The 26,535-nt window shown below is 68.2% G+C and carries 22 protein-coding genes; 17 read left to right on the top strand and 5 right to left on the bottom strand.

All coding sequences use genetic code 11. The features are described from left to right. Positions 1-54: 54 nt before the first annotated feature. From AC4ELH_RS12905 to AC4ELH_RS12890, 4 genes are all read left to right on the top strand, one after another. Positions 55-720: a GntR family transcriptional regulator gene (locus AC4ELH_RS12905; protein WP_064957497.1), complete on the top strand. Its 666-nt coding sequence runs from the start codon at positions 55-57 to the stop codon at positions 718-720. 45 nt (positions 721-765) lie between these two features. Further along, a complete protein-coding gene (locus AC4ELH_RS12900) occupies positions 766-2,538 on the top strand; it encodes an ABC transporter substrate-binding protein/permease (RefSeq protein WP_064957498.1) in 1,773 nt (590 codons plus the stop codon). Continuing rightward, entirely contained in the window at positions 2,538-3,275 is a 738-nt protein-coding gene (locus AC4ELH_RS12895; RefSeq protein ID WP_055119170.1) for an amino acid ABC transporter ATP-binding protein, read from the top strand. The genes AC4ELH_RS12900 and AC4ELH_RS12895 overlap by 1 nt, the downstream gene beginning before the upstream one ends. Positions 3,276-3,351: 76 nt before the next feature. Next, on the top strand, positions 3,352-3,834 hold the full coding sequence (locus AC4ELH_RS12890; RefSeq protein WP_064880265.1) for a MarR family winged helix-turn-helix transcriptional regulator: 483 nt from the start codon (positions 3,352-3,354) through the stop codon (positions 3,832-3,834). Between the two features lie 5 nt (positions 3,835-3,839). Here AC4ELH_RS12890 and ggh read toward each other — a convergent pair whose 3' ends face one another. Beyond that, entirely contained in the window at positions 3,840-5,180 is a 1,341-nt protein-coding gene (gene ggh, locus AC4ELH_RS12885; protein ID WP_064880263.1) for a glucosylglycerate hydrolase, read from the bottom strand. A 77-nt stretch (positions 5,181-5,257) separates the two neighbouring features. Here ggh and AC4ELH_RS12880 point away from each other — a divergent pair, with 77 nt between their 5' ends. After that, on the top strand, positions 5,258-5,932 hold the full coding sequence (locus AC4ELH_RS12880; protein WP_064880261.1) for an SDR family oxidoreductase: 675 nt from the start codon (positions 5,258-5,260) through the stop codon (positions 5,930-5,932). 12 nt (positions 5,933-5,944) lie between these two features. Here AC4ELH_RS12880 and leuS read toward each other — a convergent pair whose 3' ends face one another. Then, on the bottom strand, positions 5,945-8,812 hold the full coding sequence (gene leuS / locus AC4ELH_RS12875; RefSeq protein ID WP_498885037.1) for a leucine--tRNA ligase: 2,868 nt from the start codon (positions 8,810-8,812) through the stop codon (positions 5,945-5,947). A gap of 202 nt (positions 8,813-9,014) precedes the next feature. On the opposite strand from leuS, the gene AC4ELH_RS12870 reads away from it, so the two are divergent. After that, positions 9,015-9,941 carry an LpqN/LpqT family lipoprotein gene (locus tag AC4ELH_RS12870; protein ID WP_448444485.1) on the top strand — a complete coding sequence of 309 codons (927 nt, stop codon included), beginning with the start codon at positions 9,015-9,017 and terminating at the stop codon, positions 9,939-9,941. Between the two features lie 58 nt (positions 9,942-9,999). Then, the gene (locus tag AC4ELH_RS12865; RefSeq protein WP_064882438.1) at positions 10,000-10,350 is read left to right on the top strand and encodes a hypothetical protein; all 351 of its coding nucleotides are present in this window, start codon (positions 10,000-10,002) and stop codon (positions 10,348-10,350) included. A gap of 8 nt (positions 10,351-10,358) precedes the next feature. Here the strand turns inward: AC4ELH_RS12865 and AC4ELH_RS12860 are convergent, their stop codons facing one another. After that, positions 10,359-10,964: a YqgE/AlgH family protein gene (locus AC4ELH_RS12860; protein ID WP_463791675.1), complete on the bottom strand. Its 606-nt coding sequence runs from the start codon at positions 10,962-10,964 to the stop codon at positions 10,359-10,361. A gap of 88 nt (positions 10,965-11,052) precedes the next feature. On the opposite strand from AC4ELH_RS12860, the gene AC4ELH_RS12855 reads away from it, so the two are divergent. Together AC4ELH_RS12855 and AC4ELH_RS12850 are read left to right on the top strand one after the other, a co-directional pair. Then, positions 11,053-12,336, top strand: a complete 1,284-nt coding sequence (locus tag AC4ELH_RS12855; RefSeq protein WP_498884766.1) for an MFS transporter — start codon at positions 11,053-11,055, stop codon at positions 12,334-12,336. 23 nt (positions 12,337-12,359) lie between these two features. Further along, complete coding sequence (locus tag AC4ELH_RS12850) at positions 12,360-13,136, top strand: TIGR03084 family metal-binding protein (RefSeq protein ID WP_448444481.1); 777 nt, start codon at positions 12,360-12,362, stop codon at positions 13,134-13,136. A gap of 71 nt (positions 13,137-13,207) precedes the next feature. Here AC4ELH_RS12850 and AC4ELH_RS12845 read toward each other — a convergent pair whose 3' ends face one another. Then, entirely contained in the window at positions 13,208-13,735 is a 528-nt protein-coding gene (locus AC4ELH_RS12845; RefSeq protein ID WP_498884764.1) for a pullulanase, read from the bottom strand. Between the two features lie 18 nt (positions 13,736-13,753). Next, positions 13,754-15,223, bottom strand: coding sequence for a CCA tRNA nucleotidyltransferase (locus tag AC4ELH_RS12840; RefSeq protein ID WP_064957505.1), 1,470 nt, complete (start codon positions 15,221-15,223; stop codon positions 13,754-13,756). An 84-nt stretch (positions 15,224-15,307) separates the two neighbouring features. Here AC4ELH_RS12840 and AC4ELH_RS12835 point away from each other — a divergent pair, with 84 nt between their 5' ends. The 8 genes from AC4ELH_RS12835 to AC4ELH_RS12800 all read left to right on the top strand — a co-directional run bounded on the left by AC4ELH_RS12835 (position 15,308) and on the right by AC4ELH_RS12800 (position 26,445). Beyond that, positions 15,308-16,123 carry an NUDIX hydrolase gene (locus AC4ELH_RS12835; RefSeq protein ID WP_448444477.1) on the top strand — a complete coding sequence of 272 codons (816 nt, stop codon included), beginning with the start codon at positions 15,308-15,310 and terminating at the stop codon, positions 16,121-16,123. Then, positions 16,120-18,615: a DUF6049 family protein gene (locus AC4ELH_RS12830; RefSeq protein WP_498884762.1), complete on the top strand. Its 2,496-nt coding sequence runs from the start codon at positions 16,120-16,122 to the stop codon at positions 18,613-18,615. Before AC4ELH_RS12835 ends, AC4ELH_RS12830 begins: the two co-directional genes overlap by 4 nt. Next, positions 18,615-22,304, top strand: a complete 3,690-nt coding sequence (murJ, locus tag AC4ELH_RS12825; RefSeq protein ID WP_064882426.1) for a murein biosynthesis integral membrane protein MurJ — start codon at positions 18,615-18,617, stop codon at positions 22,302-22,304. Before AC4ELH_RS12830 ends, murJ begins: the two co-directional genes overlap by 1 nt. 99 nt (positions 22,305-22,403) lie before the next feature. After that, positions 22,404-23,057, top strand: a complete 654-nt coding sequence (sigM, locus tag AC4ELH_RS12820) for an RNA polymerase sigma factor SigM (RefSeq protein WP_448444471.1) — start codon at positions 22,404-22,406, stop codon at positions 23,055-23,057. Continuing rightward, positions 23,008-23,751 (top strand): RsmA family anti-sigma factor, encoded by a 744-nt coding sequence (locus AC4ELH_RS12815; protein WP_498884759.1) that lies wholly within the window; start codon positions 23,008-23,010, stop codon positions 23,749-23,751. Before sigM ends, AC4ELH_RS12815 begins: the two co-directional genes overlap by 50 nt. A gap of 80 nt (positions 23,752-23,831) precedes the next feature. Next, positions 23,832-24,767: a thioredoxin-disulfide reductase gene (gene trxB, locus AC4ELH_RS12810; protein WP_448444467.1), complete on the top strand. Its 936-nt coding sequence runs from the start codon at positions 23,832-23,834 to the stop codon at positions 24,765-24,767. A gap of 34 nt (positions 24,768-24,801) precedes the next feature. Next, the gene (gene trxA / locus AC4ELH_RS12805; RefSeq protein WP_055119196.1) at positions 24,802-25,134 is read left to right on the top strand and encodes a thioredoxin; all 333 of its coding nucleotides are present in this window, start codon (positions 24,802-24,804) and stop codon (positions 25,132-25,134) included. A 120-nt stretch (positions 25,135-25,254) separates the two neighbouring features. Beyond that, the gene (locus AC4ELH_RS12800; RefSeq protein WP_003883338.1) at positions 25,255-26,445 is read left to right on the top strand and encodes an N-acetylmuramoyl-L-alanine amidase; all 1,191 of its coding nucleotides are present in this window, start codon (positions 25,255-25,257) and stop codon (positions 26,443-26,445) included. The last annotated feature ends 90 nt before the right edge of the window (positions 26,446-26,535 follow it).

Below are 26,535 nucleotides of genomic sequence, written 5' to 3'. Positions count from 1 at the left end.
CGGGCGCGTGAGAAACTGGCGAAACATAATCGCCATAGGGGGAGATAAACCAGGGTGCCGAAGAATTACGGGGTCAAGGAGAAGGACCAGGTTGTCACGCACATCATCAATTTGGTGATGACGGGCAAGCTGCGCTCCGGCGACCGCATCGACCGCAACGAGATCGTCCGTGACCTCGGGCTCAGCCGCGTTCCGATCCAGGAAGCAGTGGTTCAGCTCGAGCACGACGGAATTCTCTCGACGCGATATCACCGCGGCGCATTCGTCTCCCGCTTCGACGAGGCCACAGTGGCCGAGCACCATGAGCTGTACGGAATTCTCAACGGCATCGCCTCCGCCCGCTGCGCCACGAACCCGACTCCGCGCATGGTCGCGCATCTCGATGACACGTTGCGCATGATGCGTTCAGCAAAGGACACCAAGGGCTTCCAGGAGGCGTGCTGGGTGTTTCGCGACTCGATCAACGACGAGTACGCCGGGCCGCGCCTGCACGCCACCATCCGTGCCGGTAAGAGCTTTGCGCCCGCGGAGTTCTGGATCAGCTACCCGAAGGCGAAGGCCGACTTTCTCGACGGCTACGAGGAGGAGATGGCGGCGATCCAGGCCCGCGATCCGGAGAGAGCCCGCAAGGCCTGCACCGACCGCGCCGAGAAGATGGCGCAGATCATGATCGGCGAGCTGACCCGGCGCGGAGTGTTCGGCGACTTGCGGTCCCCTTGAGCGGAATCACTCATCACGAGGCGCCCGCCCACTAGGTTGCATCAGATGGACGCCAGACGATCGGCCGCGCTGCTGACCACGGTCCTGATGCTGCTTGGGCTGGTGTGTGCAGCGCCGGCCGGAGCGGACGTCGACCAGTGCGCCCCACCCGGTGTCGACAGCGCGAGCGCACTGCCCACCAACCTTGCCGCCGCGGCCACCGGACCCGGCGCCGACAAGTACACGACCGCCACCGTCATACCCCTGGACACGGTCCGGCCCGAGAACCTCGGCCTCGGCACGCCCGGCGTCCTCACCGTCGGCACGCTGTCGGACGCGCCGCCCAGCATCTGCATCAACTCGGCCGGACAGTTCACCGGTTTCGACAACGAACTGCTGCGCGCCATCGCAGGCAAGCTCGGCCTTCGGGTCAACTTCGTCGGCACCGACTTCTCCGGCCTGCTGGCCCAGACCGCCTCCCGCCGCTTCGATGTGGCGTCCAGCTCGATCACCACCACCGACGCCCGGCGACGCACCGTCGGCTTCACCAACGGCTACGACTTCGGCTACTTCTCGCTCGTCGTGCCCTCCGGCTCACCGATCAAGGGATTCGGCCAGCTCGCCGCCGGGCAGCGCATCGGCGTGGTGCAGGGCACCGTGCAGGAGGCGTACGTCATAGACACCCTGCACCTGCAGCCGGTGAAGTTCCCCGACTACAACACCGTCTACGCCAGCCTCAAGACCCGGCAGATCGACGCCTGGGTGGCACCGTCACAACAGGCCTCGGGCACCGTGCAGCCCGGCGACCCGGCACAGATCATCGAAAACACCTTCAGCCTGGACAACTTCGTCGCATGGGCGGTGGCCAAGGAGAACCAGCCCCTGATCGACGCGCTGAACTCCGGACTCGACGCCGTCATCGCCGACGGGACCTGGGCCCAGCTGTACTCCGACTGGGTGCCACGGGCTCTGCCGCCCGGCTGGAAACCGGGCTCCAAGGCCGCCCCCGAACCCAAGCTGCCCGATTTCGCCGCGATCGCCGCCGCCAACGAGAAACCCGCCGCCGGTGGTCCGGTGGCACCCAAATCGACACTCGCACAACTGGCGGACTCGTTCCTGGACTGGGATCTCTACAAGCAGGCGATCCCCGACCTGCTGCGTACCGGACTGCCCAACACGCTCATCCTGACCGTGTGCGCCAGCATCATCGGACTCGTACTCGGCATGGTTCTGGCGGTCGCGGGCATCTCCCGGTCGCGCTGGCTGCGCTGGCCCGCCCGGGTATACACCGACATCTTCCGCGGCCTGCCCGAAGTGGTGATCATCCTGTTGATCGGATTGGGCATCGGCCCGGTGGTCGGATCACTCACCGGCAACAGCCCCTACCCGCTGGGCATCGCGGCCCTCGGCCTAATGGCAGCGGCCTACGTCGGGGAGATCTTTCGCTCGGGCATCCAGAGCGTGGAAGCCGGACAGCTGGAAGCCTCACGCGCGCTGGGCTTCAGCTACGCCTCGTCGATGCGATTGGTCGTCGTTCCACAGGGCATCCGGCGGGTGCTGCCGGCATTGATGAACCAGTTCATCTCGCTCCTGAAGGCCTCGTCGCTGGTGTACTTCCTCGGCCTGGTCGCCAGCCAGCGCGAACTGTTCCAGGTGGGCCGAGATCTCAACGCACAGACCGGCAATCTGTCACCGCTGGTCGCCGCCGGGCTCTTCTACCTGCTGTTGACGATCCCGCTGACCCATCTGGTGAACTTCGTCGACAACCGCCTGCGCAGAGGCCGGCCCCCGGCCGAGGAAGATCCCCTCCCCCCGGCGACCACCCAGGAGATGATCTGATGTCGGCACCACAGCCGGTCGCGCTGGCCGCCAACGACATTCACCTGTCGTTCGGGCCGAACGCGGTGCTCCGCGGGGTGGATCTCGACGTGCCTGCCGGTACGACGACAGCCATCATCGGCCCGTCCGGATCCGGAAAATCGACGCTGCTGCGCACCCTCAACCGCCTGTACGAACCCGACCGCGGTGACATCCTGCTCGACGGACGCTCGGTGCTGACCGACAATCCCGATCAACTGCGCCAGCGCATCGGCATGGTGTTTCAGCAGTTCAACCTGTTCCCGCACAAGACCGTTCTCGACAACGTCACCCTCGGTCCGCGAAAGCTCAAGCGGCTCAGCCCCGAACATGCCCGCACCGTGGGGCTGGAGCAGCTGGATCGGGTTGGCCTGCGGCACAAGGCCGATGTACGTCCGGCAACCCTGTCGGGCGGCCAGCAGCAGCGCGTCGCCATCGCACGCGCGCTCGCCATGGCCCCCCAGGTGATGTTCTTCGACGAGGCCACCTCGGCGCTGGACCCGGAGCTGGTCAAGGGGATTCTGGAGTTGATCGCCGAGCTGGCCGCCGAAGGAATGACCATCCTGGCGGTCACCCACGAGATGGGCTTCGCCCGTTCCACCGCCGACTCGGTGGTGTTCATGGATCACGGAAAGGTCGTCGAGTCGGGTACCCCCGACCAGATCTTCGAAGCGGCCGAGACAGATCGGCTGCGCCGCTTCCTGTCCCAGGTGCTGTGAGTTTGCCGTGAAACCCCTGCATCAAACGGAACAAGCTGACAACCTGGCAGCGTCAGACAGGTTAGACTAGCGAATTATGGGAGAGCCCGAACCGCAGGTCACTGAGCTGGCCGGAGAGCTGCAACGCGTACTCTCCAAGGTTTTCTCGGTGCTGCGCCGCGGCGACACCAACAAGGGCACCGCCGGGGAGCTCACGCTGGCCCAGCTCTCGATCCTGCTCACCCTGCTCGACCAGGGCCCGATCCGGATGACCGAACTGGCCGCCCGTGAGCGCGTGCGCACCCCCACCACGACCGTGGCGATCCGCCGGCTCGAGAAGCTCGGGTTGGTCAAGCGCTCTCGCGACCCCTCCGACCTGCGCGCCGTTCTCGTCGAGGTCACCCCGCGCGGCCTCGTGCAGCACCGCGAATCCCTGGCCGCCCGGCGAGCTGATCTGGCCGCCCGGTTGGCCAACCTGAGCTCCGACGATCTCGCGACGCTGGCCACCGCACTGGCCCCGCTCGAGCGGTTGGCCGGCCAGAACGACCAGGCCACCGCCGCCCACGCCAAATCTGAGTAACCGGGTCAGCCCAGCCAGTCCAGCACCGCAGCCGCGGTCCACGACTGCTGCATGCTGCCCAGCGGTTCCCCGGTGAACGGCTCGTAGTACTCGGCGAAAGTCCCGTCGCTGGCCTGACGCAACCCTTCCCGGCGCAGCGTCGTGGCCCGCTCGGCCCAGCCCCGCCGCGCGAAGCACCACGAGAACAGCCACGTCATCACCGGCCACACCGGGCCGCGCCAGTACTCGCGCGACCGGAAATCCCGCGACACCGGCGACGTCGACGGGATGAGCGCGTACTTCAGGTCCGGATGCCCGCAGAACCGCGGGCCTTCCAGCAGTCGCAACAGGGCGCGTTCGCGTTCGTGCGGCAGCCCTCCGCACAGCAGCGGGGCGAACTGCGCCACGGTCTCGGTGGCCACCCACCTCTTCGCCCGAACGTCGTAATCCCTTGCCGCACCGGTTCGTTCGTCGGTGGTCTCGACAACGCCGACCCGGAAACGCTCGGCCCACGAGTAGAGATCGCGGACGTCGGCGTTCGGGCGTTTGTAGTCCTCCCCGATCTCGGCGAGCACCTGGCAGGCGACCGAGAAGATCGCCGAGACGAACACATCCTCGACCGCGAAGCTCATCACCTTCGGAAGCAGATCATCGTCGTAGCGAACGGATTTCATCTCCTCGAGCAGCCACAGGTACCTGTCGTACTCGAGATCGCTCGGCCGCTGGGTGGCGTCGGTGATGATCGCGTTGTCCTCGCGCTGGTACTCCGGCACGCTGCCAGGAACCACGTTGGCGTAGGCGCTGTCCCAGCGCGGCGAGTTGTCCATTCCGGACTCCCACCCGTGGTACAGCGTGATGCGGCCGTGGCCGTCCTGGTCCCGCGACTCGGCCAGCCAGCGGTGCCACCGCACCAGATCGGCCCACCGTCGATCGAGGAAGGTCTCCGCCACCGCCCGCGTGGACCGGCCTCGGCTGCGGGCGTGGTCGAGGATGCGCTGCACGGCGATCGCATGGACGGGCGGCTGCGTGATGCCCGAGGTGTGCCGGACCCGCGGCGCGTTGGCGGCCAGCGCCGAGGTGGCCCACCTGGCCGGACCCGGAAAGTAGCCGTCGACGCCGTTGGCGAACACGATGTGGGGAATCATCCCGTTGCGCCACTGCGCCGAGAGCAGCGTGTCGAGTTCCACTACGGAACGCTCCACACTCAGCGGAGCCAGCCCGATCGCGACGAACGCCGCATCCCAGCTCCACATGTGCGGATACAGCAACGGCGCGGCAGTGGTCATCACACCCAGGTCGTTGCCGCGCAGCAGGTAGGCGGCGCGCGCGGCGAGTTGGGTGGGAGCGAAGCTGGGATCCGGTGGCATCCCTACCATGATGCGACGCCGCGCCCCGGTCCGCAGGTCGGCCCCGTCGCATTCGGCATCACAGTAACGTTGCAGTCGTGCCGACTGCATTGATCACCGGAGCCTCTGGCGGCATCGGCTCGGCCATCGCCGCCGCCCTTGCTCCCACCCACACGCTGCTGCTGGCCGGTCGCCCGTCGCGCCGCCTCGACGCGCTCGCCGAACAACTCGGCGCGCCGACCTGGCCGCTGGATCTGACCGACGCGGACTCGATCGAATCGGCCACCGAGGTGCTTGCCGAACTCGATGTACTGGTCCACAACGCCGGCGTCCTCTACCCCGGCCGGGTTTCCGAGTCGATCGCCGAGCAGTGGCGGGCGTCGTTCGAGGTGAACGTCACCGGTGCGGTGGCGCTCACGCTGGCCTTGCTGCCTGCCCTGCGCGCCGCCCGCGGGCACGTTGTCTTCATCAATTCCGGTGCCGGGCAGAAGGTTTCGCCCGGAATGGCGTCATATTCGGCCAGCAAGTTCGCGCTGCGGGCATTCGCCGACTCACTGCGCGCGGACGAACCTTCGCTGCGGGTCACCTCGATCTTCCCCGGGCGCACCGACACCGAGATGCAGCGCGATCTGGTGGCCTACGAAAGCGATGGCGTCGGTGAGTACGACGCCACGAAGTTCCTCAAACCCGAGACCGTGGCCGGACTGGTGGCGACCGCCGTCACCACCCCGCCCGACGGCCACGTCCACGAAATCGTGGTCCGCCCCGGGTGATTCGGGTGCGTCCTAGACGACGAGGTTGACCAGGCGGCCCGGGACCACGATCACCTTCTTTGGTGTGGCACCGTCCAGGAACGCCTGCACCTTCTCGTCGGCCAGCGCCGCCGACTGGATGGCCGCGGCTTCGGCATCGGCCGCAACCGTGATCTTGCCGCGGACCTTGCCGTTGACCTGAACCGGGAACTCGATGGTGTCGTCCACCAGGTACTGCGGATCGGCCACCGGGAACGGACCGTGCGCCAGTGAGGTGTCGTGGCCCAACCGCTTCCACAACTCCTCGGCCAGGTGCGGCGCCAGCGGGGCCACCATGAGCACCAGCGGCTCGATCGCGGCGCGAGCCGACACGCCCTCCTTGGTGAGGTGGTTGGTGTACTCGATCAGCTTGGCCGCGGCGGTGTTGTTGCGCAGTGCCGCATAGTCTTCGGTCACACCGGCGATGGTGCGGTGCAGGACCTTGAGCGTGTCGGTGTCGAGTGCCTCGTGCTCGTTGACGTCGGTCGCACCGGTTTCTTCGGAGACCACCACACGCCACACCCGTTGCAGGAAGCGGTGCGCGCCGACGACGTCCTTGGTGGCCCACGGCCGCGACGCCTCCAGCGGGCCCATCGACATCTCGTAGACCCGAAGCGTGTCCGCGCCATACTCGTCGCAGATCTCGTCGGGTGAGACGGAGTTCTTCAGGCTCTTGCCGATCTTGCCGAACTCCTGGTTGACCTGTATTTCACCATCGGGGCCCGGCCAGAAGAACTTCCCTTCCCGCTCAACGACTTCGGCCGCAGGCACATAGCTACCCCTGGCATCGGTGTAGGCGAAGGCTTGGATGTAACCCTGGTTGACCAGGCGGCGGTAGGGCTCCTTCGAACTGACGAAGCCGAGGTCGAACAGCACCTTGTGCCAGAACCGCGAGTACAGCAGGTGCAGCACCGCATGCTCGACGCCGCCGACGTACAGGTCCACACCGCCCGGATCGTTCGGTCCGTGCTCGGCCGGACGCGGGCCCATCCAGTAGGCCTCGTTCTCCTTGGCGCACAGCTCTTCCGAGTTCTGCGGGTCGGTGTAGCGCAGCTCGTACCAGGAGCTGCCCGCCCACTGCGGCATCACGTTGGTGTCGCGGGTGTAGGTCTGCAGCCCGTCGCCGAGATCCAGCTCGACGTGTACCCACTCGGTGGCCTTGCCCAGCGGCGGCGACGGTTCACTGTCGGCGTCGTCGGGGTCGAACGAGACCGGGGCATAGTCCGGGATGTCCGGAAGTTCGACCGGCAGAGCCGATTCCGGCAGCGGGTGGGCGCGGCCGTCGGCGTCGTACACGATGGGGAACGGCTCACCCCAGTACCGCTGCCTGGCGAACAGCCAGTCCCGCAGCTTGTACTCGATGCGGGCCCGGCCACGACCGTCGGCCTCCAGGTGCTCGATGACAACCTTCTTGGCCTCGGCCACCGACAGCCCGTTGAGATAGTCGGAGTTGACCATGGTTCCGTCGCCGTTGTAGGCCGCCTCGGTGATGTCACCGCCGGAGACCACCTCGACGATGGGCAGGCCGAACTCGGTCGCGAAGTCCCAGTCACGCTGATCACCGCCGGGCACCGCCATGATGGCGCCGGTTCCGTATCCGGCCAGCACATAGTCGGCGATGAACACCGGAACCTGTTGCCCGTTCACCGGATTGGTGGCACATGCACCCAAGAACACGCCGGTCTTGGTCTTGTTCTCCTGGCGCTCCAGATCCGACTTGGCCGCGATCCCGGCGCGGTAGGCAGCGACTGCCTCCGCCGGCGTCGCCGCGCCGAAGGTCCACCGCGAATCGGTGCCCTCGGGCCAGGCGTCGGCCGTCAGCGTGTCGACCAGATCATGCTCGGGAGCCAGCACCAGATAGGTGGCGCCGAACAGGGTGTCCGGACGGGTGGTGAAGACCTCGACGTCGCCGGCCGCAGTGCCGAACTCCACCGATGCTCCGGTCGAGCGGCCGATCCAGTTGCGCTGCATGGCCTTGACCTTGTCCGGCCAGTCCAGCAGCTCCAGGTCGTCGAGCAACCGGTCCGAATAGGCGGTGATGCGCATCATCCACTGCCGCAGGCGCTTCCGGAACACCGGGAAATTGCCGCGATCGCTACGGCCGTCGGCGGTGACTTCCTCGTTGGCCAGCACCGTGCCCAGGCCCGGGCACCAGTTCACCATCGAATCCGCGTGGTACACCAGCCGGTAATCGTCCACCACATCGGCGCGCTCGCCTGCCGACAGCTCCGCCCAGACCCGGCCGTCGTCGAGAGTGCGTGCCCCGGACTCGAATTCGGCCACCAACTCGGTGATGGGCCGGGCCTTGCCCGCCGCCGTGTCGAACCAGGCGTTGTAGATCTGCAGGAAGATCCACTGCGTCCACTTGTAGAAATCGACGTCGGTGGTGGCGAAGCTGCGCCGCGAATCGTGGCCCAGACCCAGCCGGCCCAGCTGGCGACGGAAGTTGACGATATTGGCGTCGGTACGGGTGCGCGGGTGCGTCCCGGTCTGCACGGCGTACTGCTCGGCAGGCAGACCGAACGCGTCGAAGCCCAGTGCATGCAGCACGTTGTGCCCGGTCATCCGGTAGTACCGGGCGTAGACGTCGGTGGCGATGTAACCGAGCGGGTGCCCGACGTGCAGGCCGTCGCCGGACGGGTACGGGAACATGTCCTGGACGAACATCTTGTCGGCCGGCACCGGCGAGGTGTCCGCCAGCGAACCCACCGGATTGGCCACATTGAAAGTCCCAAGCTCGGCCCAGGTCTGCTGCCAGGACTGCTCGATCTGACCCGCCAGCTCCGCGGTGTAGCGGTGCTGCGGGGTGTCCTCTGACTGCCCTGACTGGGCGGCGGCGGCGGGTTCGATCACGCCGTTCAGGGTATAAGGCCACGGTTTGGGCAGCTCACCGCCCGTCTTTCGATGACGCAGGCCACAGGTTGGTATCGGTTTCGTCGCGGCTCTGTCAGGGGTTGATTCCAGGTCGATTGAGTTGCTGGTGGTGGGCGGTCATCCCTGGATAGTCTCGGCGCTCAGTGGAGAGGTCCCAGGTGGGACACGGTTTGCTGGGAGGAATCAAGCGATGATCGAGTTGACCCGCCGGTGGCGGGTACTGGCAGCGGGCACGGCCATCGGCGTGGCCGGGGTTGTCGGTTTCACCGGTCAGACCGCTTCTGCCGAACCCCTCCTCCCGGCTCCCAGCGTTCCCGGCCCGGTGACGGTGACCCAGACCGTCACGGTCGCCCCTGCCGCAGCCCCTGCCGCTCCTGCGGCCCCGGCCGCCCCCGCCGCAGTACCCGCTGCCGCAGCAGCCCCCGGCGTCCCGGGTGCGGCAGCCAACGCCGCGCCCGCGGTCGCAGCGCCTGTCCCACCGGCCCAGACCATCACCCCCGCCTCGTCTGGCACCCTTGCCGAATTCTTCAAGAGCAAGGGCGTGAAGATGGAGCCTCAGGTCAGCCACGACTTCAAGGCGCTCAGCATCGTCCTGCCGCTGCCGTCGGGCTGGACCAAGGTGCCCGACCCCAACGTTCCCGACGCCTTCGCGGTGATCGCCGACCGCGCCAGCACCGACCTCTACACCCCCAACGCGCAGGTGGTGGTCTACAAGCTCGTCGGCAATTTCGACCCGGTCGAAGCGGCCAGCCACGGATTCGTCGATACCCAGCAGCTGCAGAACTGGCGTCCCACCGACATGGCCATGGGTGACTTCAACGGCTTCCCGTCGGCGTTTATCGAAGGTAGCTACCTGTCCGGCAGCCAGGTGCTCAACACCTCACGCAGGCACATCCTGGCCACCGCGGGCCCCGACCATTACCTGGTGTCGTTGTCGGTGAACTCCTCGGCCGCCAACCAGGGTGTTTCCGCGGCTGCCGACGCCGCCGACGCGATCGTGTCCGGGTTCAAGGTCAGCGCGCCGGCCCCGGCGGCTCCCGCTCCGCCAGCTACTCCCGCCCCGGCCGCACCGGCGCCACAGCCGGGTTTGCCCCAGCTCCTGGGCCTGCAGGGCTGAAACACCAGAACCCGCCCCGACCTCGCAATACCGACCGGCGCCTCGTATTGTGTGGCGCATGCTGATCGCCGCGCTGCTGTGTTTGAGCGCCGCCGTCATCGTCGGTGTGCTCGGGCTGTGGTTGTTGACCAGGCCCCGTACCGGTGATCCCGTGCGCTCGGTCCTGAGGGCTGTGGCCCCGACCCAACTGGCCGCCGCGGTCATGCTCGCCGCCGGGGGTGCCGCCGCCCTGGCTGCCGCGCCCCACACCGGCCTCATGGTCGTCATGGTGTGCATCATCGGGGCCATCGCCACGGTCGCCGCCGGCTGCTGGCAGAGCGCCAAGGCCGTCGCGGCGGCGGAGGCGGGCGCCGGCTCGGGAGCGGACTGCGCCGGCTCGTGCGCCAGCTGCACCCTGTCTTGTAAGTAGTCCAGAAGCTAGTTGCGGCTCACGTCGATCGGATGCGTGGCCAACAACGACATCGGCAACGGCTGACGACGCAACACCCGGCCCCACAGATCGACCCGGGGCTCGATCAACACATCCGACGGCAGCGCCGACAGCACGATCCAATCGTCGCGCTCGATCTCGCCGTCGAGCTGGCCGATGGTCCAGCCGGAGTATCCGGCGAATATCCGCACACCCTCGATCACCGGGGCCAGCGTGTCCGGATCGGCGTCCAGATCGACCATCACCACGCGGCCCTGCACGTGCCGCAGTCCCGGAACGCCGTCGGCCTGCATGCCGACCCGCAGCGTCGCCAGGCACAGCGCCGAGTCCCGCTTGACGGGGCCGCCGATGAACATCGTCTTGGGTTTGTTGGTGAGCTTCGCCCACTGCGGCAGGACGTTGTAGACCGCCGTCTCACTGGGGCGGTTCAACACGACGCCGAGGGTGCCGCCGGCGTTGTGCTCGACGATGTAGATGACGCTGCGCCGGAAGGTCGGCTCCAGCAGATCAGTGTTGGCCAGCAGCAGCGTGCCCGGACGTACCCGGTGCGCCGCAGGCGCGATGAAATCCTCCGGGTCTTCTGACTGCGCCACGGTTACATCATGGCACCGCGATTGCCAAGACGTGGCGAACAAGCCCGGGCGCGGTCGGATTTCGGCGCAGCTTTGTACTGTTGATCGAGTGGTTCATGCTCAAGCGCTCCGTGCCCTCTGGCACTCGTTGCGTGGCATGACCGAGTTCCGCCGCCTGCTCGAGTTGCGTGCGGTCAGTCAGTTCGCCGACGGCCTGTTCCAGGCCGGCCTGGCCGGCGGACTCCTGTTCAATCCCGACCGGGAGGCCGAGCCGTGGGCCATCGCCGGTGCGTTCGCCGTCCTGTATCTCCCGTACTCGGTGCTCGGTCCATTCGCCGGGGCACTGCTGGACCGCTGGGACCGGCGAATGGTGATGATCGGTGCCAACCTGGGCCGACTGCTGCTGGTGCTCCTGGTGGGTGGGCTGCTGGCGTTCGGTGTCGGGGATCTGCCGATCCTGTGCGGGGCGTTGATCATCAACGGGTTCACCCGGTTCGTATCGTCAGGTCTGTCGGCGTCGCTGCCCGATGTGGTGCCGGCCGACCGGGTCGTCACGATGAACTCGGTGGCCACCGCGATCGGAGCGCTCGCCGCGTTCCTCGGCGCCATCTTCATGTTGGTGCCGCGAACGGTGGTCGGCGCCGACGACGTGGGCGCCTCGGCGGTCATGTTCATCGTGGCGCTCCCGGTGGCGCTCGCGTTGTGGTTGTCGGTGCGCTTCGGCCCGCACGTGTTGGGGCCGCACGAGAGCAAGCGCGCCATCCACGGCTCGGTGGCCTACGCGGTGTCCACCGGCTGGGTGCATGGCCTGCGCACGGTGCTGACCGTGCGGCCCGTCGCAGGAACCCTGGCCGGGCTGGCCGCGCATCGGATGGCCTTCGGGATCAATTCCCTGCTGGTGCTGGTGATCGTGCGGCACACCGATAACCCCGATATGACCGGGCTGGGCCTGGGTAGCGCGTTTCTGTTCCTGGCAGCCGGCGGTATCGGCCAGTTCCTGGCCACCGTGGCCGCCCCGGCGGTGATCGGCCGGTTCGGGCGCTATGCGACCGCCAATGGCGCGCTCTGCTTCGCCGCGGCCATCCAGCTCTTGGCGCTCGGCCTGCACATCCCGGTGATGCTGACTTGTGGTCTGCTGCTCGGCGCGGCCGGGCAGCTCGTGAAGTTGTGTGCGGATTCGGCGATCCAGATCGACGTCGACGACGCTCTACGCGGTCACGTGTTCACGGTGCAGGATGCGCTGTTCTGGATGTCGTTCGTCGCGGCGATCGCGGCGGCCGCCGCTCTGATCCCCGCCGGCGGGCACTCGCCTGCTCTGGTGGCCGCCGGGGCCGTCGCCTACCTGATCGGGCTCGGACTGCACGCGGCGGTGGCATCCCCGAAGCGGGTGTGATCCCCCGGTCTAGGCTGACCGCCATGGTGAGCGCCGGGCCGATCGTGGCCGACCTGTCCGCCGAGAGCGATGTACTCGACGCCCTGGTGGCCGACCTGCCGCCCGAGCGCTGGGCCACCGCCACGCCGTCCGAGGGCTGGACCATTGCCCACCAGATCGCCCACCTGTTGTGGACCGACCGAGTGTCGGTCATCGCGATCACCGACCAGTCCGGCTTCGACGCCGTCCTCGCCGAGGCGATGCGGAACCCGACGGGGTTCGTCGACGCCGCAGCCGAGGAACTCGCACTGACGCCGCCAGAGCAGCTGTTGGCGGACTGGCGCGAAACCCGTGCGCGACTGCACACCGAACTCGTCGACGTGGCCGAAGGCCGCAAGCTGCCGTGGTTCGGCCCGCCGATGAGCGCGACGTCGATGGCCACCGCCCGCATGATGGAGACCTGGGCGCACGGTCTCGATGTGGCCGACGCGCTGGGGGTTCATCGGCCCGCCACCGAGCGGCTCCGCTCGATCGCCCACATCGGCGTTCGCACAAGGGATTTCGCATTCACCGTGCACGGGCTGACCCCACCCGCCGAGCCGTTCCGGGTGGAGCTGACCGCGCCCGACGGCTCGCTGTGGGAGTGGGGGCCGGCCGACGCACAGCAGCGCGTGACGGGATCTGCCGAAGACTTCTGCATGCTGGTCACCCAGCGACGGGCCCCGGCCGAACTCGACGTGACCGCCGTCGGCGACGACGCCGCCAAGTGGTTGACGATCGCGCAGGCCTTCGCCGGGCCTCCGGGCGCCGGGCGAGGCTGAGCGGCGAAATTGATCCTGCGCTCAGGGCGCGGAAGTTCGAGTAGACGGGGCCCTCACCGCAGAGTCATCGCTCAGGAGACCGAATCGGCGCGGCCGTCGCCATCGGTGTCGGCCAGCTTCATGTCCCACCGGCCATCACCGTCGGTGTCGACGTACGCCAGGTTCCCGACCAACGCCCGATCGGCCAGGCCGTCCCCGTCCACGTCGATCAACCGGTCGTCGGTAGCCCCGTCACCGTCGAAATCGACCACCGGTACTCCATCGATTCCCGAGTCGCTGCGCTCCTGCCCGCCGACCGCCCGCTCCACCCCGTCCAAACCGAACCAGCGCACCTGTCCGGACCGGTCCACACTCACCGCCCAGGTACCCGAACCGTCGTCGGAGAAATAGCTCTCGGCCTGTCCGTCGTCATCGGCGTCGAGCACCATCCGCTCGGCGACGCCGTCCCCGTCGAAATCGGCCATCACGTCGTCGAGCCGGCCGTCCCCGTCGAAATCGAGTCCGATGCCGTCGGGGCTGCCGTCCCCGTCCACATCCATGTCCGGCACGCCGGTGAAGATGGCAGCGGTCCCGTCGGGCTCACCCAGGCAGTAGTCCATGACTGATCAGACGCACGATCAGCTTCTGGCGTTCCACCACTTCAACAATTCGTCGATGGCCTGCTCACGGGACAGCGGTCCATGGTCGAGCCGGAGCTCCTTGAGGTACTTCCAGGCCTCGCCGACCTGGGGGCCCGCGGGAATGCCGAGGATCTCCATGATCTCGTTGCCGTCGAGGTCCGGCCGGACCCGCTGCAGATCCTCTTTCGCCGCCAGCTCGCCGATCCGGTTCTCCAGATCGTCGTAGTTGGCCTGCAACCGCGCCGCCCGGCGCTTGTTCCTGGTGGTGCAGTCGGCGCGGACCAGCTTGTGCAGCCGGCTCAGCAGCGGACCGGCATCGGTGACGTAACGCCGCACCGCCGAATCGGTCCACTTCCCGGTGCCCTTGTCGTCGGCATAGCCGTGGAACCGCAGATGCAGATACACCAGCTGCGACACGTCGTCGACCATCTGCTTGGAGTACTTGAGCGCGCGCATCCGCTTGCGGGTCATCTTGGCGCCGACCACCTCATGGTGGTGAAAGCTCACTCCCCCGTCGGATTCGTGCTTGCGGGTCGCGGGCTTGCCGATGTCGTGAAGCAATGCGGCCCAACGCAATACGAGATCCGGACCCTGATCCTCGAGATCCACCGCCTGCCGCAGGACCGTCAGCGAATGCCAGTACACATCCTTGTGCTGGTGATGTTCGTCGATGGCCATCCGCATCTCGCCGACCTCGGGCAGGACCACCTCGCCCAACCCGGTCTGCACCATCAGATCGACGCCGGCCACCGGATCCGCGCCGAGCAACAGCTTGTCCAACTCGGCGGCGACCCGCTCGACGGTGATGCGCTCCAGCTGCGGTGCCATCTCCAGCAGCGCCTCCAGCACCCGCGGCGCCACCCCGAACCCGAGCTGCGACACGAACCGGGCCGCGCGCAGCATCCGCAGCGGATCATCCCCGAACGACACCTCCGGCGCCGACGGGGTGTCGAGCACCTTGGCCTGAATGGCCGCCAAACCGCCAAGCGGATCGCGGAATTCGGCCGGACCGTCGGCCGTGATGCGCACCGCCATGGCGTTCACGGTGAAGTCGCGGCGCGCCAGGTCGTCATCGAGGTTGTCGCCGAACTCCACCGTCGGGTTTCTCGACACCTGGTCATAGCTGTCGGCCCGGAACGTGGTGATCTCGAGCCGGTGCTCCACCCCGCCCACCCGCTTGCCCACACCGATCGTGCCGAACTCGATCCCGGTCTCCCACAGCGCGTCGGCCCACGGACGCAGGACCTTCAGCATCTGCTCGGGACGGGCGTCGGTGGTGAAATCGAGATCACTGTGATCGGTCAGCCGGCCCAGCAGCGCATCGCGCACACTGCCGCCGACCAGATACAGCTCGTGACCCGCCTCAGCGAACACCGCGCCGAGCGCGCGCAGCACCTCGGCGCGGTGGTTCAGCGCGACCAGCGCGCCGGCCAGCAATTCGGCATCAGTAACAACAGCGTCGGACACGTTCGATGAGCCTAATGCTCGCGGTGTGGTCACAACCGGCGAGTGCGGCAGGAGGCCAACCCCATGGCAGCTACTATCGCTTGGGTGTCGGACGGCGAACAGGCCAAACCACGACGGCGCCGCAGCCGGCGTCGTGGCCGTCGTCGTGCGCAAAGGGCGGCGGGGCCACCAGCCGGTGATCAGGGCAACGATGCCGAACGCCACACCGACGGCCCCGGCGAAGCTCCCGTCAGTACCGCAAATTCCGCCCCGACCCCGCGCGACCAGTCCAAGCAACGTAAGTCGCGTCCTCGGCGACCACCGGAACGTCTGCGCACCGTTCACGAGACCTCGGCAGGCGGCCTGGTCATCGACGGAATCGACGGACCCAAGGACACCCAGGTGGCGGCGTTGATCGGCCGGGTCGACCGGCGTGGCCGGATGCTGTGGTCCCTGCCCAAGGGGCACATCGAACTCGGTGAGACGGCCGAACAGACCGCGATCCGCGAGGTTGCCGAAGAGACCGGTATCCGCGGCGACGTGCTGGCCGCGCTCGGCAGCATCGACTACTGGTTCGTCACCGAGGGCCGCCGGGTGCACAAGACCGTGCACCACTACCTCCTGCGCTTCCAGGGCGGCGAACTGTCCGACGACGACGTCGAGGTGACGGAGGTCGCCTGGGTCCCGCTGCGGGATCTGGCGTCCCGGCTGGCCTACGCCGACGAGCGCAAGCTCGCCGAGGTGGCCGGAGAGCTGATCGACAAGCTGCACACCGACGGGCCGGAGGCCTTGCCGCCACTGCCTCGCAGCGCGCCCCGGCGGCGTCCCCAGACCCATTCGCACGCCCGCACCCACCGCCGCGACGACTCTGCCCAACCCCAGCCCCGCCGGCGCACGAACGGATGCGGACAGGGGCCGTGACCGCCGCCCCGGCGGTGCGCCGAGGGTTCTCCCTCCTGGCGCACACAGTGGTGCTTGTGGCGGTGGTGTTGTTGTTCTCGGTGTGGTCCACCGCCGCGTGGCCGGTGCTTCTGCCGCGCGCGAGCGCCAGTGAACCGGGAGCGATGCCGTTCCTCCAGATCCGCATCGACCGCGTCACCCCCAACGTCGTCACCACCACGAGTGAATCGGTGCTGACGGTGACCGGGGCCGTGCTCAACGTCGGCGACCGGCCGGTGCGTGACGTGGACATCCGGATGGAGCACGCGCGCGCGGTGACCTCATCGAGCCAGCTGCGCACCGACCTCACCGGAGATGTCGACCGGTTCGAGCCGGTAGCCGACTTCGTGACCGTGGCACCCGAGATGGATCGCGGCCAGTCGGTGGGCTTCACGCTGTCCTATCCCCTGCGCTCCGAAGGCCCCGGGTCACTGCACATCAGCGAGCCCGGCGTCTACCCCGTGCTGATCAACGTCAACGGGACACCGGATTACGGTGCGCCGGCCAAACTCGACGACGCCCGCTTCCTCCTCCCGGTCCTCGGAGTGCCGCCCGACCAGGCCGCCGACAATGCTCCCGAATCGATGTCGGCCGCCGACACCCTCAGCTCGGTGGTACCGCCGGACACCTCCCACCCGGTGCGGATGACCATGCTCTGGCCGCTGGCCGACCGACCACGACTGGCCCCCGGCGCCCCCGGCGGCACCACACCGGTGCGGTTGGTCGACGACAGCCTCGCCGCGTCCCTGGCCCCAGGCGGGCGGCTCGACACCCTGCTGTCGGCAGCCGACTTCGCCACCGGGCCGACCGTCGACTCCGGTGGCCAGCTGCGCGCCACCTTGTGCCTTGCCGTCGACCCGGATCTGCTCGTCACGGTCAACGCGATGACCGGCGGCTACGTCGTCAACGACGGTCCCGACGCCGGGGCAGCCACCCCGACGCGACCCGGCACCGGCCAGGAAGCCGCCGTCAACTGGCTGAACCGGTTGCGCGGCCTGGCCGGGCGGCTCTGCGTGGCACCGACCAACTACGCGCAGGCCGATCTGACCGCACTGCAACGGGTCGGCGATCCGGGGTTGAGCGCGATCGCGACCAACGGCGCCGGCGACATCGTCGATCAGATCCTCGGCGTCACCTCGATCCGGGGTGCCAGCATCCTGGGTGACGGTCCGCTCACCCGCCCCGCGCTTGACCTGCTGGCAGCCCAGGGCCAGACGGTCGCCATCTCGGCCACCCAGATCGCCGCCCAGGATTCGGCCACCGGCGCCCCCGAGACCGCCGATGTGACCCCGCTGCGGTACGGGCCCGAGGTCGTCGCGGCCGGATTCGATCCCGCGGTCGGTGCCGCCCTGGCCGGTGCGGGCACCGATCCGATGGCGCCGTCATACCTGGATCCGTCGCTGGAGATCCCGGTCCGTCACGACTCGCAGACGGCCCGGCGCCAGGATGCGCTGGGGGCGCTGCTGTGGCGGGGCCTCACCCCCACCGAGGAGCCCCGGACCCAGATCCTGATGCCGCCGCTCGTGTGGTCGCTCGACGCCGACGATGCGCAGGCCATCCTGACCTCGGTGGCCACCACGATCCACGCCGGGCTGGCCGTGCCGCGCCCGCTGCCCATGGTGATCGCCGAGGGCAACGCGGCGCCGCCCGAACCCGTGCAACCCCCGCCGCCGGATTCCCTGGGCAACCCGCGCAGCGCCATCGACGAGAACATCAGCAGCGGCATCGCGGCGGCGGTCAGTCGGCTGTGGGGACTGACCGCGGCGCTGACCACCGATGAACGCACCGGACTGACCGGCATGCAGTACACCGCGCCGCTGCGGGAGGACATGCTGCGGGCACTGAGCCAGTCCGTGCCGCCGGAGGCCCGAGAGGGGCTGGCCGAGCAGCGGTTGCAGACCGTCGGCCGCAGTGTGAACGACATGTTCGGCGCGGTCACGATCGTCAACCCCGGCGGGGCCTACACACTGGCCACCGAGCGCAGTCCGCTGCCCCTGGCCCTGCGCAACGACCTGCCGGTTCCGGTGAGGGTCCGGCTACACGTCGACGCACCACCCGGGATGACCGTCACCGACATGGGCGAGATCGAGCTGCCACCCGGCTATCTGCCGCTGCGGGTACCGATCGAGGTGCACTTCACCCAGCGGGTGGCGGTCGACGTCAGCCTGCAGACCACCGACGGTCTGACACTCGGTGAGCCCGTCCGGTTGTCGGTGCACTCCAACGCCTACGGCAAGGTGCTGTTCTTCATCACCCTGTCGGCCGGGGCCGTACTGGTGGCGCTCGCCGGGCGCCGGTTGTGGCACCGCTTCCGCGGCCAGCCCGACCGTGCCGATCTCATCCCACCTGGCGAGCACCCCGACCCGCTCGACGTCGCGATGGCGTTCAACAACGACGCCGACTCTGACAACACCCACGAGGCGCCCGCCCCGCCGTCCCCGCCGGCGACGGCGACCAGCCCGGACCGACCCTGATGACCTCGCCCGACCAACCACCGGCCCGCCCACCGGGCCCGCCGAGGATTCCGCATGCCACCGGCCCGATCCGTCCTGCCGGGCGGGCCGAACTGTCCGATGCCGCCGTCGTCTCGCGCTCGTGGGGCATGGCCTTCGCGACGCTGATCTCACGCATCACCGGGTTCTTCCGGTTCGTGCTCCTCATGGCGATGCTCGGCGGAGCATTGACCAGCTCGTTCTCCGTGGCCAACCAGCTGCCCAACATGGTGGCCGCACTGGTGCTGGAGGCCACCTTCACGGCGATCTTCGTTCCGGTCCTGGCCCGCGCCGAACGCGACGACGCCGACGGCGGCACCGCGTTCGTGCGGCGGCTGGTGACCCTCGCCACGACACTGCTGCTGGTCACCACAGTGCTCTCGGTGCTGTGTGCGCCACTGCTGGTGCGACTGATGCTGGGCAGTGATCCGAAGGTCAACAATCCGCTGACCACCGCGTTCGCCTACCTGTTGCTGCCACAGGTGCTGTTCTACGGCCTGTCGTCTGTCTTCATGGCAATCCTCAACACCCGCAACGTCTTCGGTCCGCCTGCCTGGGCCCCCGTCGTCAACAACGTGGTGGCGATCGTGACGCTGGGCGTGTTCGTCCTGGTGCCCGGCGAGTTCTCGATCGATCCGCCCCACATGGGGACGGCCAAGCTGCTGGTCCTCGGGATCGGCACCACCCTGGGCGTGGTCGCGCAGGCTGCCGTGCTGCTCGTGGCGATCCGCGCCGAGCGGATCAGCCTGCGGCCACTGTGGGGCATCGACGACCGGCTCAAGAAGTTCGGGACCATGGCCGCCGCCATGGTGCTCTACGTACTGATCAGCCAGATCGGCCTGATCGTCGGCAATCAGATCGCCAGCGGGGCCGCCGACACCGGGCCCGCGATCTACAACTACACCTGGCTGGTGTTGATGCTGCCGTTCGGGATGATCGGCGTCACGGTGCTCACCGTGGTGATGCCGCGCCTGAGCCGCAACGCGGCCGCCGACAACATTCCGGCCGTGCTCGACGACTACTCCCTGGCCACCCGGCTCACCATGGTGACGCTCATCCCGGTGGTGGCGATGATGACCGTCGGCGGGCCCGCCATCGGCAGCGCACTGTTCGCCTACGGCAACTTCAGCGCCTCAGACGCCGGTTACCTCGGCATGGCGATCACCCTGTCGGCCTTCACGCTCATCCCCTATGCGCTGGTACTGCTGCAGCTGCGGGTGTTCTACGCACGGGAGAAGCCCTGGACCCCGATCGCCATCATCGTCGTGATCACCGCCGTGAAGATCATCGGCTCGATCATCGCCCCGCACCTGACCGACGACCCCAACATGGTGGCCGGCTACCTCGGACTGGCCAACGGGTTGGGGTTCGTCGCCGGAGCCGTCATGGGCTACGTGCTCCTGAAGTCCAACCTGCGTCCGCGCGGCGGCCGGTTACTGCGCGACAGCGTGATCCGCACCATCCTGGTCACCATCGCGGCGTCGTTGGTGGCCAGCCTGGTGGCCCACGCCGCCGACCGGCTGCTCGGCCTGGACTCACTGACCGAGCACGCGGGCGCCGCGGGTTCGCTGCTGCGGCTGCTCGCCCTCGGCGTGATCATGGTCCCGATCATCGCCGGGGTGATGATCGCCGCCCGGGTTCCGGAGGCGCAGTCGGCCCTGGCAATGGTCCGCCGCCGGCTCGGGCGGGGGCGTCCCGCCCCGGCGCCGGGGGCCGGACAGGTAGCCATGCAAACAATTGCGCCGCCCGTCGGACCTCAACCTGCAGCGCCCGTCACGTACCCTGATCAGAGGAATTCTTCTCCCACTGGGTGGCCGTCAAGCCCGGCAGCCGCCGGAGGCGGGACTCCGGCACACGTTGCCGGAGCGGGGATGTGGAAAGGATCACCGGTGACCGACGAATCTGCGGACGACGCGGCACTGGACGCCACCTCGAGTTCCGGGATGACAACGGATACGACGAAGTTGCCGCGTCCGGCCGCCGACGAGTTCCAACCGGATGTGGCGCCCGCCGGTTCGGCAGACACCCCGTCGGAGGAGGGCACCGGATCTGGTGAACCCGCCGCGAGCCGGTCCAACGGGGCAACGCGCCCGCTCACCGACTACGGCGGTGACCCGACCCGCGAGCCGATCTCGTTCGCACCGCCGCACGATGCCGCGCTGGAATCGGCGGACGACGACGTGCACCTCATCCCCGGGGCCACCATCGCCGACGGCCGCTACCGGCTTCTGGTGTTCCACGGTGGTCCGCCGCACCTGCAGTTCTGGCAGGCCCTCGACACCGCACTCGATCGTCAGGTGGCGCTGACCTTCGTCGACCCTGATGCCACCATGCCCGACGCCCAGGTGCAGGAGATCCTCTCGCGCACCCTCAAACTCAGCCGCCTCGACGTTCCCGGTATCGCCCGGGTGCTCGACGTCGCACACAGCGGGTCGGGCGGCCTGATCGTCTCGGAGTGGATTCGCGGCGGCTCACTGGCCGAGGTCGCCGACACCTCGCCCTCCCCGATCGGCGGGGCCCGCGCCATCCAGTCGCTCGCCGCTGCCGCCGAGGCGGCCCACCGCGCCGGAGTGGCACTGTCGATCGACCACCCCAGCCGGGTGCGGGTGAGCATCGAAGGCGATGTGGCACTTGCCTTTCCGGCCACGATGCCCGACGCCACACCGGACGACGACATCCGCGGCATCGGCGCGGCCCTGTACGCGCTGCTGGTCAACCGTTGGCCGCTGCCGGAATCCGGATCACGAAGCGGGCTGGAGCCCGCCGCCCTTGATCCGGCCGGGCAGCCGGTCGAACCGCGCGCCGTCGACCGCGACATCCCGTTCCAGATCTCGGCTGCGGCCGCCCGTGCCGTCCAACCCGGCGGCGGAATTCGAAGCGCTCCAACCCTTTTGAACCTGCTGCAACAGGCCACCGCCATCGCCGATCGCACCGAACTGATGGCGGGTTCGGTCGAGGAGACGCCGGCCCCGGCAGCTCCCGTCCGCGCACACGAAACCCCGGAGGAACACGAAGCCGCCGAGGCCCGGCGCCGCAAGGGCGTCATCATCGGGGTGAGCGTGGGCGCGGCCATCATCCTGGTGGCACTGCTGGTGCTCGCGTCCGTCCTCAACAGCATCTTCGGCGACGTGGGGGGCGGCCTCAACCGGGACGAGCTCGGCCTGAACGCGCCGTCGGAGAACAGCGAGCAGACCCAGGACAATTCGTCGGCCGCCACCGGTAGCACGGTGAAACCCGTTCGGGCAACTGTGTTCTCACCCGAAGGCGAAGCCGACTCACCGGCTACCGCCGGGCAGGCCATCGACGGCAACACCAGCACGGCATGGTCCACCGACACGTATTCGGATCCGGCCCCGTTCCCCGGGTTCAAGAACGGCGTCGGCCTGATGCTGCAACTGCCGCAGCCCACCACGATCGGCGCCGTCACCCTGAACGTGACCAGCACCGGTACCTCGGTGCAGATCCGCGCGGCCCAGTCGGCCACCCCGTCATCCCTGTCGGACACCACCGAACTGACACCGACAACCCCGCTGAAGCCCGGCTCCAACACCATCTCGGTGAACAAGGCACAGTCCACCTCGTACGTGCTGGTGTGGATCTCGACGCTGGGCACCGTGGACGGCAAGAGCCGCACCGACATCTCCGAGATCACCCTCAAAGCGGCCTCCTGAGACGTCATCCCCAGGCCCGATGGCTTCTTGACCTGGCGTAACACCGTCCCGGGCAAACAAGTGTCCGGGCGGCTGCCGGACAGCGTTTAAGTTCAGCGTGTGGGAAGGTTCGGGGGGACCGGGAAGCCGGCGACGACGCAGCTGCGGAAGCATGGCACCGCCACGCGTACCGATGCCGAACTGCTGGCCGCCCACGTCGCCGGGGACCGCTACGCATTCGAGGAACTCGTTCACCGGCACCACGGTCAGCTGCGCCGGTTGGCGTTCCTGACCAGCCATCACCACGACGACGCCGACGACGCCGTGCAGGATGCGTTGTTGTCGGCCCATCGCACGGCCGCGTCGTTCCGCCACGATTCGGCAGTCAGCAGCTGGCTGTACCGGATCGTGGTGAATGCCTGCCTTGACCGGGTCCGCCGGTCACGCCACCAGCCCACCTCGTCCGAACACGAGCTGGACCACCTCCTCCATCTGCGGGACCCCGCCGGCGACCCAGCGCCCCGGGTCGCCACCGCGATCGTGGTGGAGCGGGCACTCATGCAGCTGCCGCTCGAGCAGCGCGCCGCCGTGGTGGCCGTCGACATGCAGGGCTATTCGGTGGCCGAGACGGCCCTGCTCCTCGGGGTCGCAGAGGGCACCGTGAAGAGCCGGTGCTCGCGCGCCAGGCACAAGCTCGCAGGCCTGCTCCAGTACTTTGAAGGCGATGAACGGCAGCACACCCCCAGTGCCGTCGGACGGCCCGATTCCTGCTGAGTTGTTCGCCGATCTGCAGGCCGGGCTGCTCGACGACGACACGGCCGCGCAGCTTCGCCGACGGGTACGCACCGACCCGATCGCCGGACCGGATGCCAGGAACACCCTGGCGGCCCTCGATCGGGTGCGTCGCGATCTGGCCCAGCTCGGCCAGGACCCCTCCACCGCTCCCCCGGTGCCTGACGAGGTGAGTGTCCGGCTGTCCGAAGTACTGCGGGCCGAGCCTGCCCCGCCGGCGCCGCCCGGACGACGCTGGAAGTCGATCGCCGCCGTCACCGGGGCGTGCGCGGCCGTGGCGGCCGCAGTGGTGGGCGCGCTGGTGCTGGTACGCCCGGCGGGCCAGGCCCCTTCGACACTGACCAGCTTCGGCCGGATCACCGTCTCACCGCCGCGCAGCGCGATCGGTCTGTCCGAAACCCAGATCCAGGGGCTGCTGTCGGTCCCGCCCGACCTGGGACCGCTGAGCGACCCACAACGCCGCAATGCGTGCCTGTCCGCGCTGGGCTACCCCGCCGGTGTCCAGGTTCTCGGCGCTCGCCCGATGGACGTGGCCGGTCGCCACGGAGTGCTGGTGTTGATGTCGCCGACCGACCCGGACTCCATCGTCGGGGTCGTGGTCCCCGCGGACTGCGACGCCACTCATGCCGGATCGCTGGCAGACACCGTGGTCAAACACCCGGTGAAACGTCCGTAGTGTGTCCTGCGAGCCAGGTGGGAACACATCCGGCCTAGGCTGACGTTGCAACCCGTGCCGAGTACGGCAGAAAGGCCTACATGTCCTCCTCAGCGACGGTCCACGACGTCATCATCATCGGTTCCGGCCCCGCCGGATATACCGCAGCCATCTACGCTGCCCGCGCCCAGCTCAAGCCGCTGGTGTTCGAGGGAACGCAGTTCGGCGGCGCGCTGATGACCACCACCGAGGTGGAGAACTACCCCGGGTTCCGTGAGGGCATCACCGGCCCTGAGCTGATGGACGAGATGCGTGAGCAGGCCCTGCGCTTCGGCGCGGATCTCCGCATGGAGGACGTCGACGTCGTCGACCTCACCGGCCCCGTGAAGTCCGTCACCGTCGGCGACGAGACCCACCAGGCGCGATCGGTGATCCTGGCAATGGGCGCCGCGGCCCGCCACCTCGGCGTACCCGGTGAGGAAGCCCTGACCGGCATGGGTGTGAGCACCTGCGCCACCTGTGACGGCTTCTTCTTCCGCGACGAGGACATCATCGTGGTCGGTGGCGGCGATTCGGCGATGGAGGAGGCGACGTTCCTCACCCGCTTCGCGCGTTCGGTGACCCTGATCCACCGCCGCGACGAATTCCGCGCTTCCAGAATCATGCTGGAACGCGCCCGGGCCAACGAGAAGATCACCTTCCTGACCAACACCGAGATCACCCAGATCGAGGGCGATCCGAAGGTCACCGGCGTGCGCCTGCGCGACACCGTCACCGGCGAGGAGTCCAAGCTCCAGGTCACCGGCGTGTTCGTGGCGATCGGCCACGACCCGCGCTCGGAACTCGTGCGCGGCCAGATCGATCTCGACGACGAGGGCTACGTGAAGGTCGTCGGCCGCACCACCGCGACCACGCTCGACGGGGTGTTCGCCGCAGGCGATCTCGTCGACCACACCTACCGCCAGGCCATCACCGCCGCGGGCAGCGGCTGTTCGGCTGCCATCGACACCGAGCGCTGGCTCGCCGACAACGACTGACCCCCAATAGATTTCGACCCGACAGGAGAGCTCCATGAGTGCGGACAGCGCAACAGTAACGGTCACCGACGATTCGTTCTCCAACGACGTCTTGACCAGCAGCACACCGGTACTGGTTGATTTCTGGGCCACCTGGTGCGGGCCGTGCAAGATGGTCGCCCCGGTGCTCGAGGAGATCGCGAGCGAGAAGGCCGGCGAGTTGCGGGTCGCCAAGATCGACGTGGACGCCAACCCGGCCACCGCGCGTGACTTCCAGGTGGTGTCCATCCCGACGCTGATCCTGTTCAAGGACGGCGCACCGGTGAAGCGCATCGTCGGCGCCAAGGGCAAGGCCGCGCTGCTGCGCGAACTTGCCGACGCACTCTGAGTTCACACACACCCCACACACCCCGGATACGCCTGGCGTTTTCCGGATTGTGGCCGAAATCTGAGACAATGCTGGCTAGCTAGCCTGGCAGATCGCCGGAAACCAGCATGGAGGGGCCGAATGTCGAGTCTGCGTCGCGGTGACCGTGGCGGAGCAGTCACCGAGATCCGGGCAGCCTTGGCCGCGTTAGGTCTGATCGACAACCCTGACGCCGACCTGAGCACCGGCAGACATGTTGCGCTCGACGCATTCGATGACGAGCTCGACAGCGCCGTCCGGGCATTTCAGCAGCACCGAGGCCTGTTGGTGGACGGCATCGTCGGAGAAGCCACCTATCGAGCCCTGCGTGAGGCCTCCTACCGGCTCGGAGCCCGCACCCTGACTCACCAGTTCGGTGCGCCCATGTACGGCGACGACGTGGCCACCCTGCAGGCTCGCCTCCAGGACCTCGGCTTCTATACCGGCATGGTCGACGGGCATTTCGGCCTACAGACCCACAACGCGTTGTCGTCGTACCAGCGTGAGTACGGGCTGTACCCCGACGGTATCTGTGGCCCGGAAACGTTGCGCTCGTTGTATTTCCTGGGCTCGCGGGTGACCGGTGGGTCTCCGCACGCGATCCGGGAAGAAGAGCTGGTACGACGCTCGGGTCCGCAGCTCTCGGGTAAGCACGTCATCATCGACCCGGGCCGCGGCGGATCCGATCACGGGATGATCATGAACGGGCCCGACGGCCCGATCAGCGAAGCAGACATCCTGTGGGACTTGGCAAGTCGGCTCGAAGGCCGGATGACGGCGATCGGCATGGAGACGTTCATCTCCCGCCCGGCCAACCGCAGCCCGCTGGATTCCGAACGTGCCGCCACCGCCAACCGTGTCGGTGCGGATCTGATGATCAGCCTGCGCTGTGAGAGTCAGCGCTCCCCCTCCGCAAACGGCGTGGCCTCGTTCCACTTCGGGAATTCCCATGGGTCGGTGTCGACCATCGGCCGTAACCTCGCCGACTTCATTCAGCGGGAGGTGGTGGCCCGCACCGGATTACGTGACTGCCGGTCGCACGGCCGCACCTGGGATCTGCTGCGCCTGACCCGGATGCCCACCGTCGAGGTAGACATCGGCTACATCACCAATCCCCATGATCGCGGTCTGCTGCTGTCCACCCAGACCCGTGATGCGATTGCCGAAGGCATCCTGGCGGCGGTCAAGCGGCTGTATCTGCTGGGCAAGAACGACCGTCCGACAGGGACATTCACCTTCGCCGAGTTGTTGGCGCATGAGCTTTCGGTGGAGCAGGCGAGCCGCGGCGCGTGAGCGCCAATTCAGCAGCGGCGCGTGAGCGCCGACTCAGCCCCGCAACTGCCCACCCGGCCATGCGATGGTCGTTTCGTCATGTGACACCAC

The sequence above is a fragment of the Mycobacterium shunyiense genome (assembly GCF_058270075.1).
This window is presented reverse-complemented; position numbering and strand designations above follow the sequence as displayed.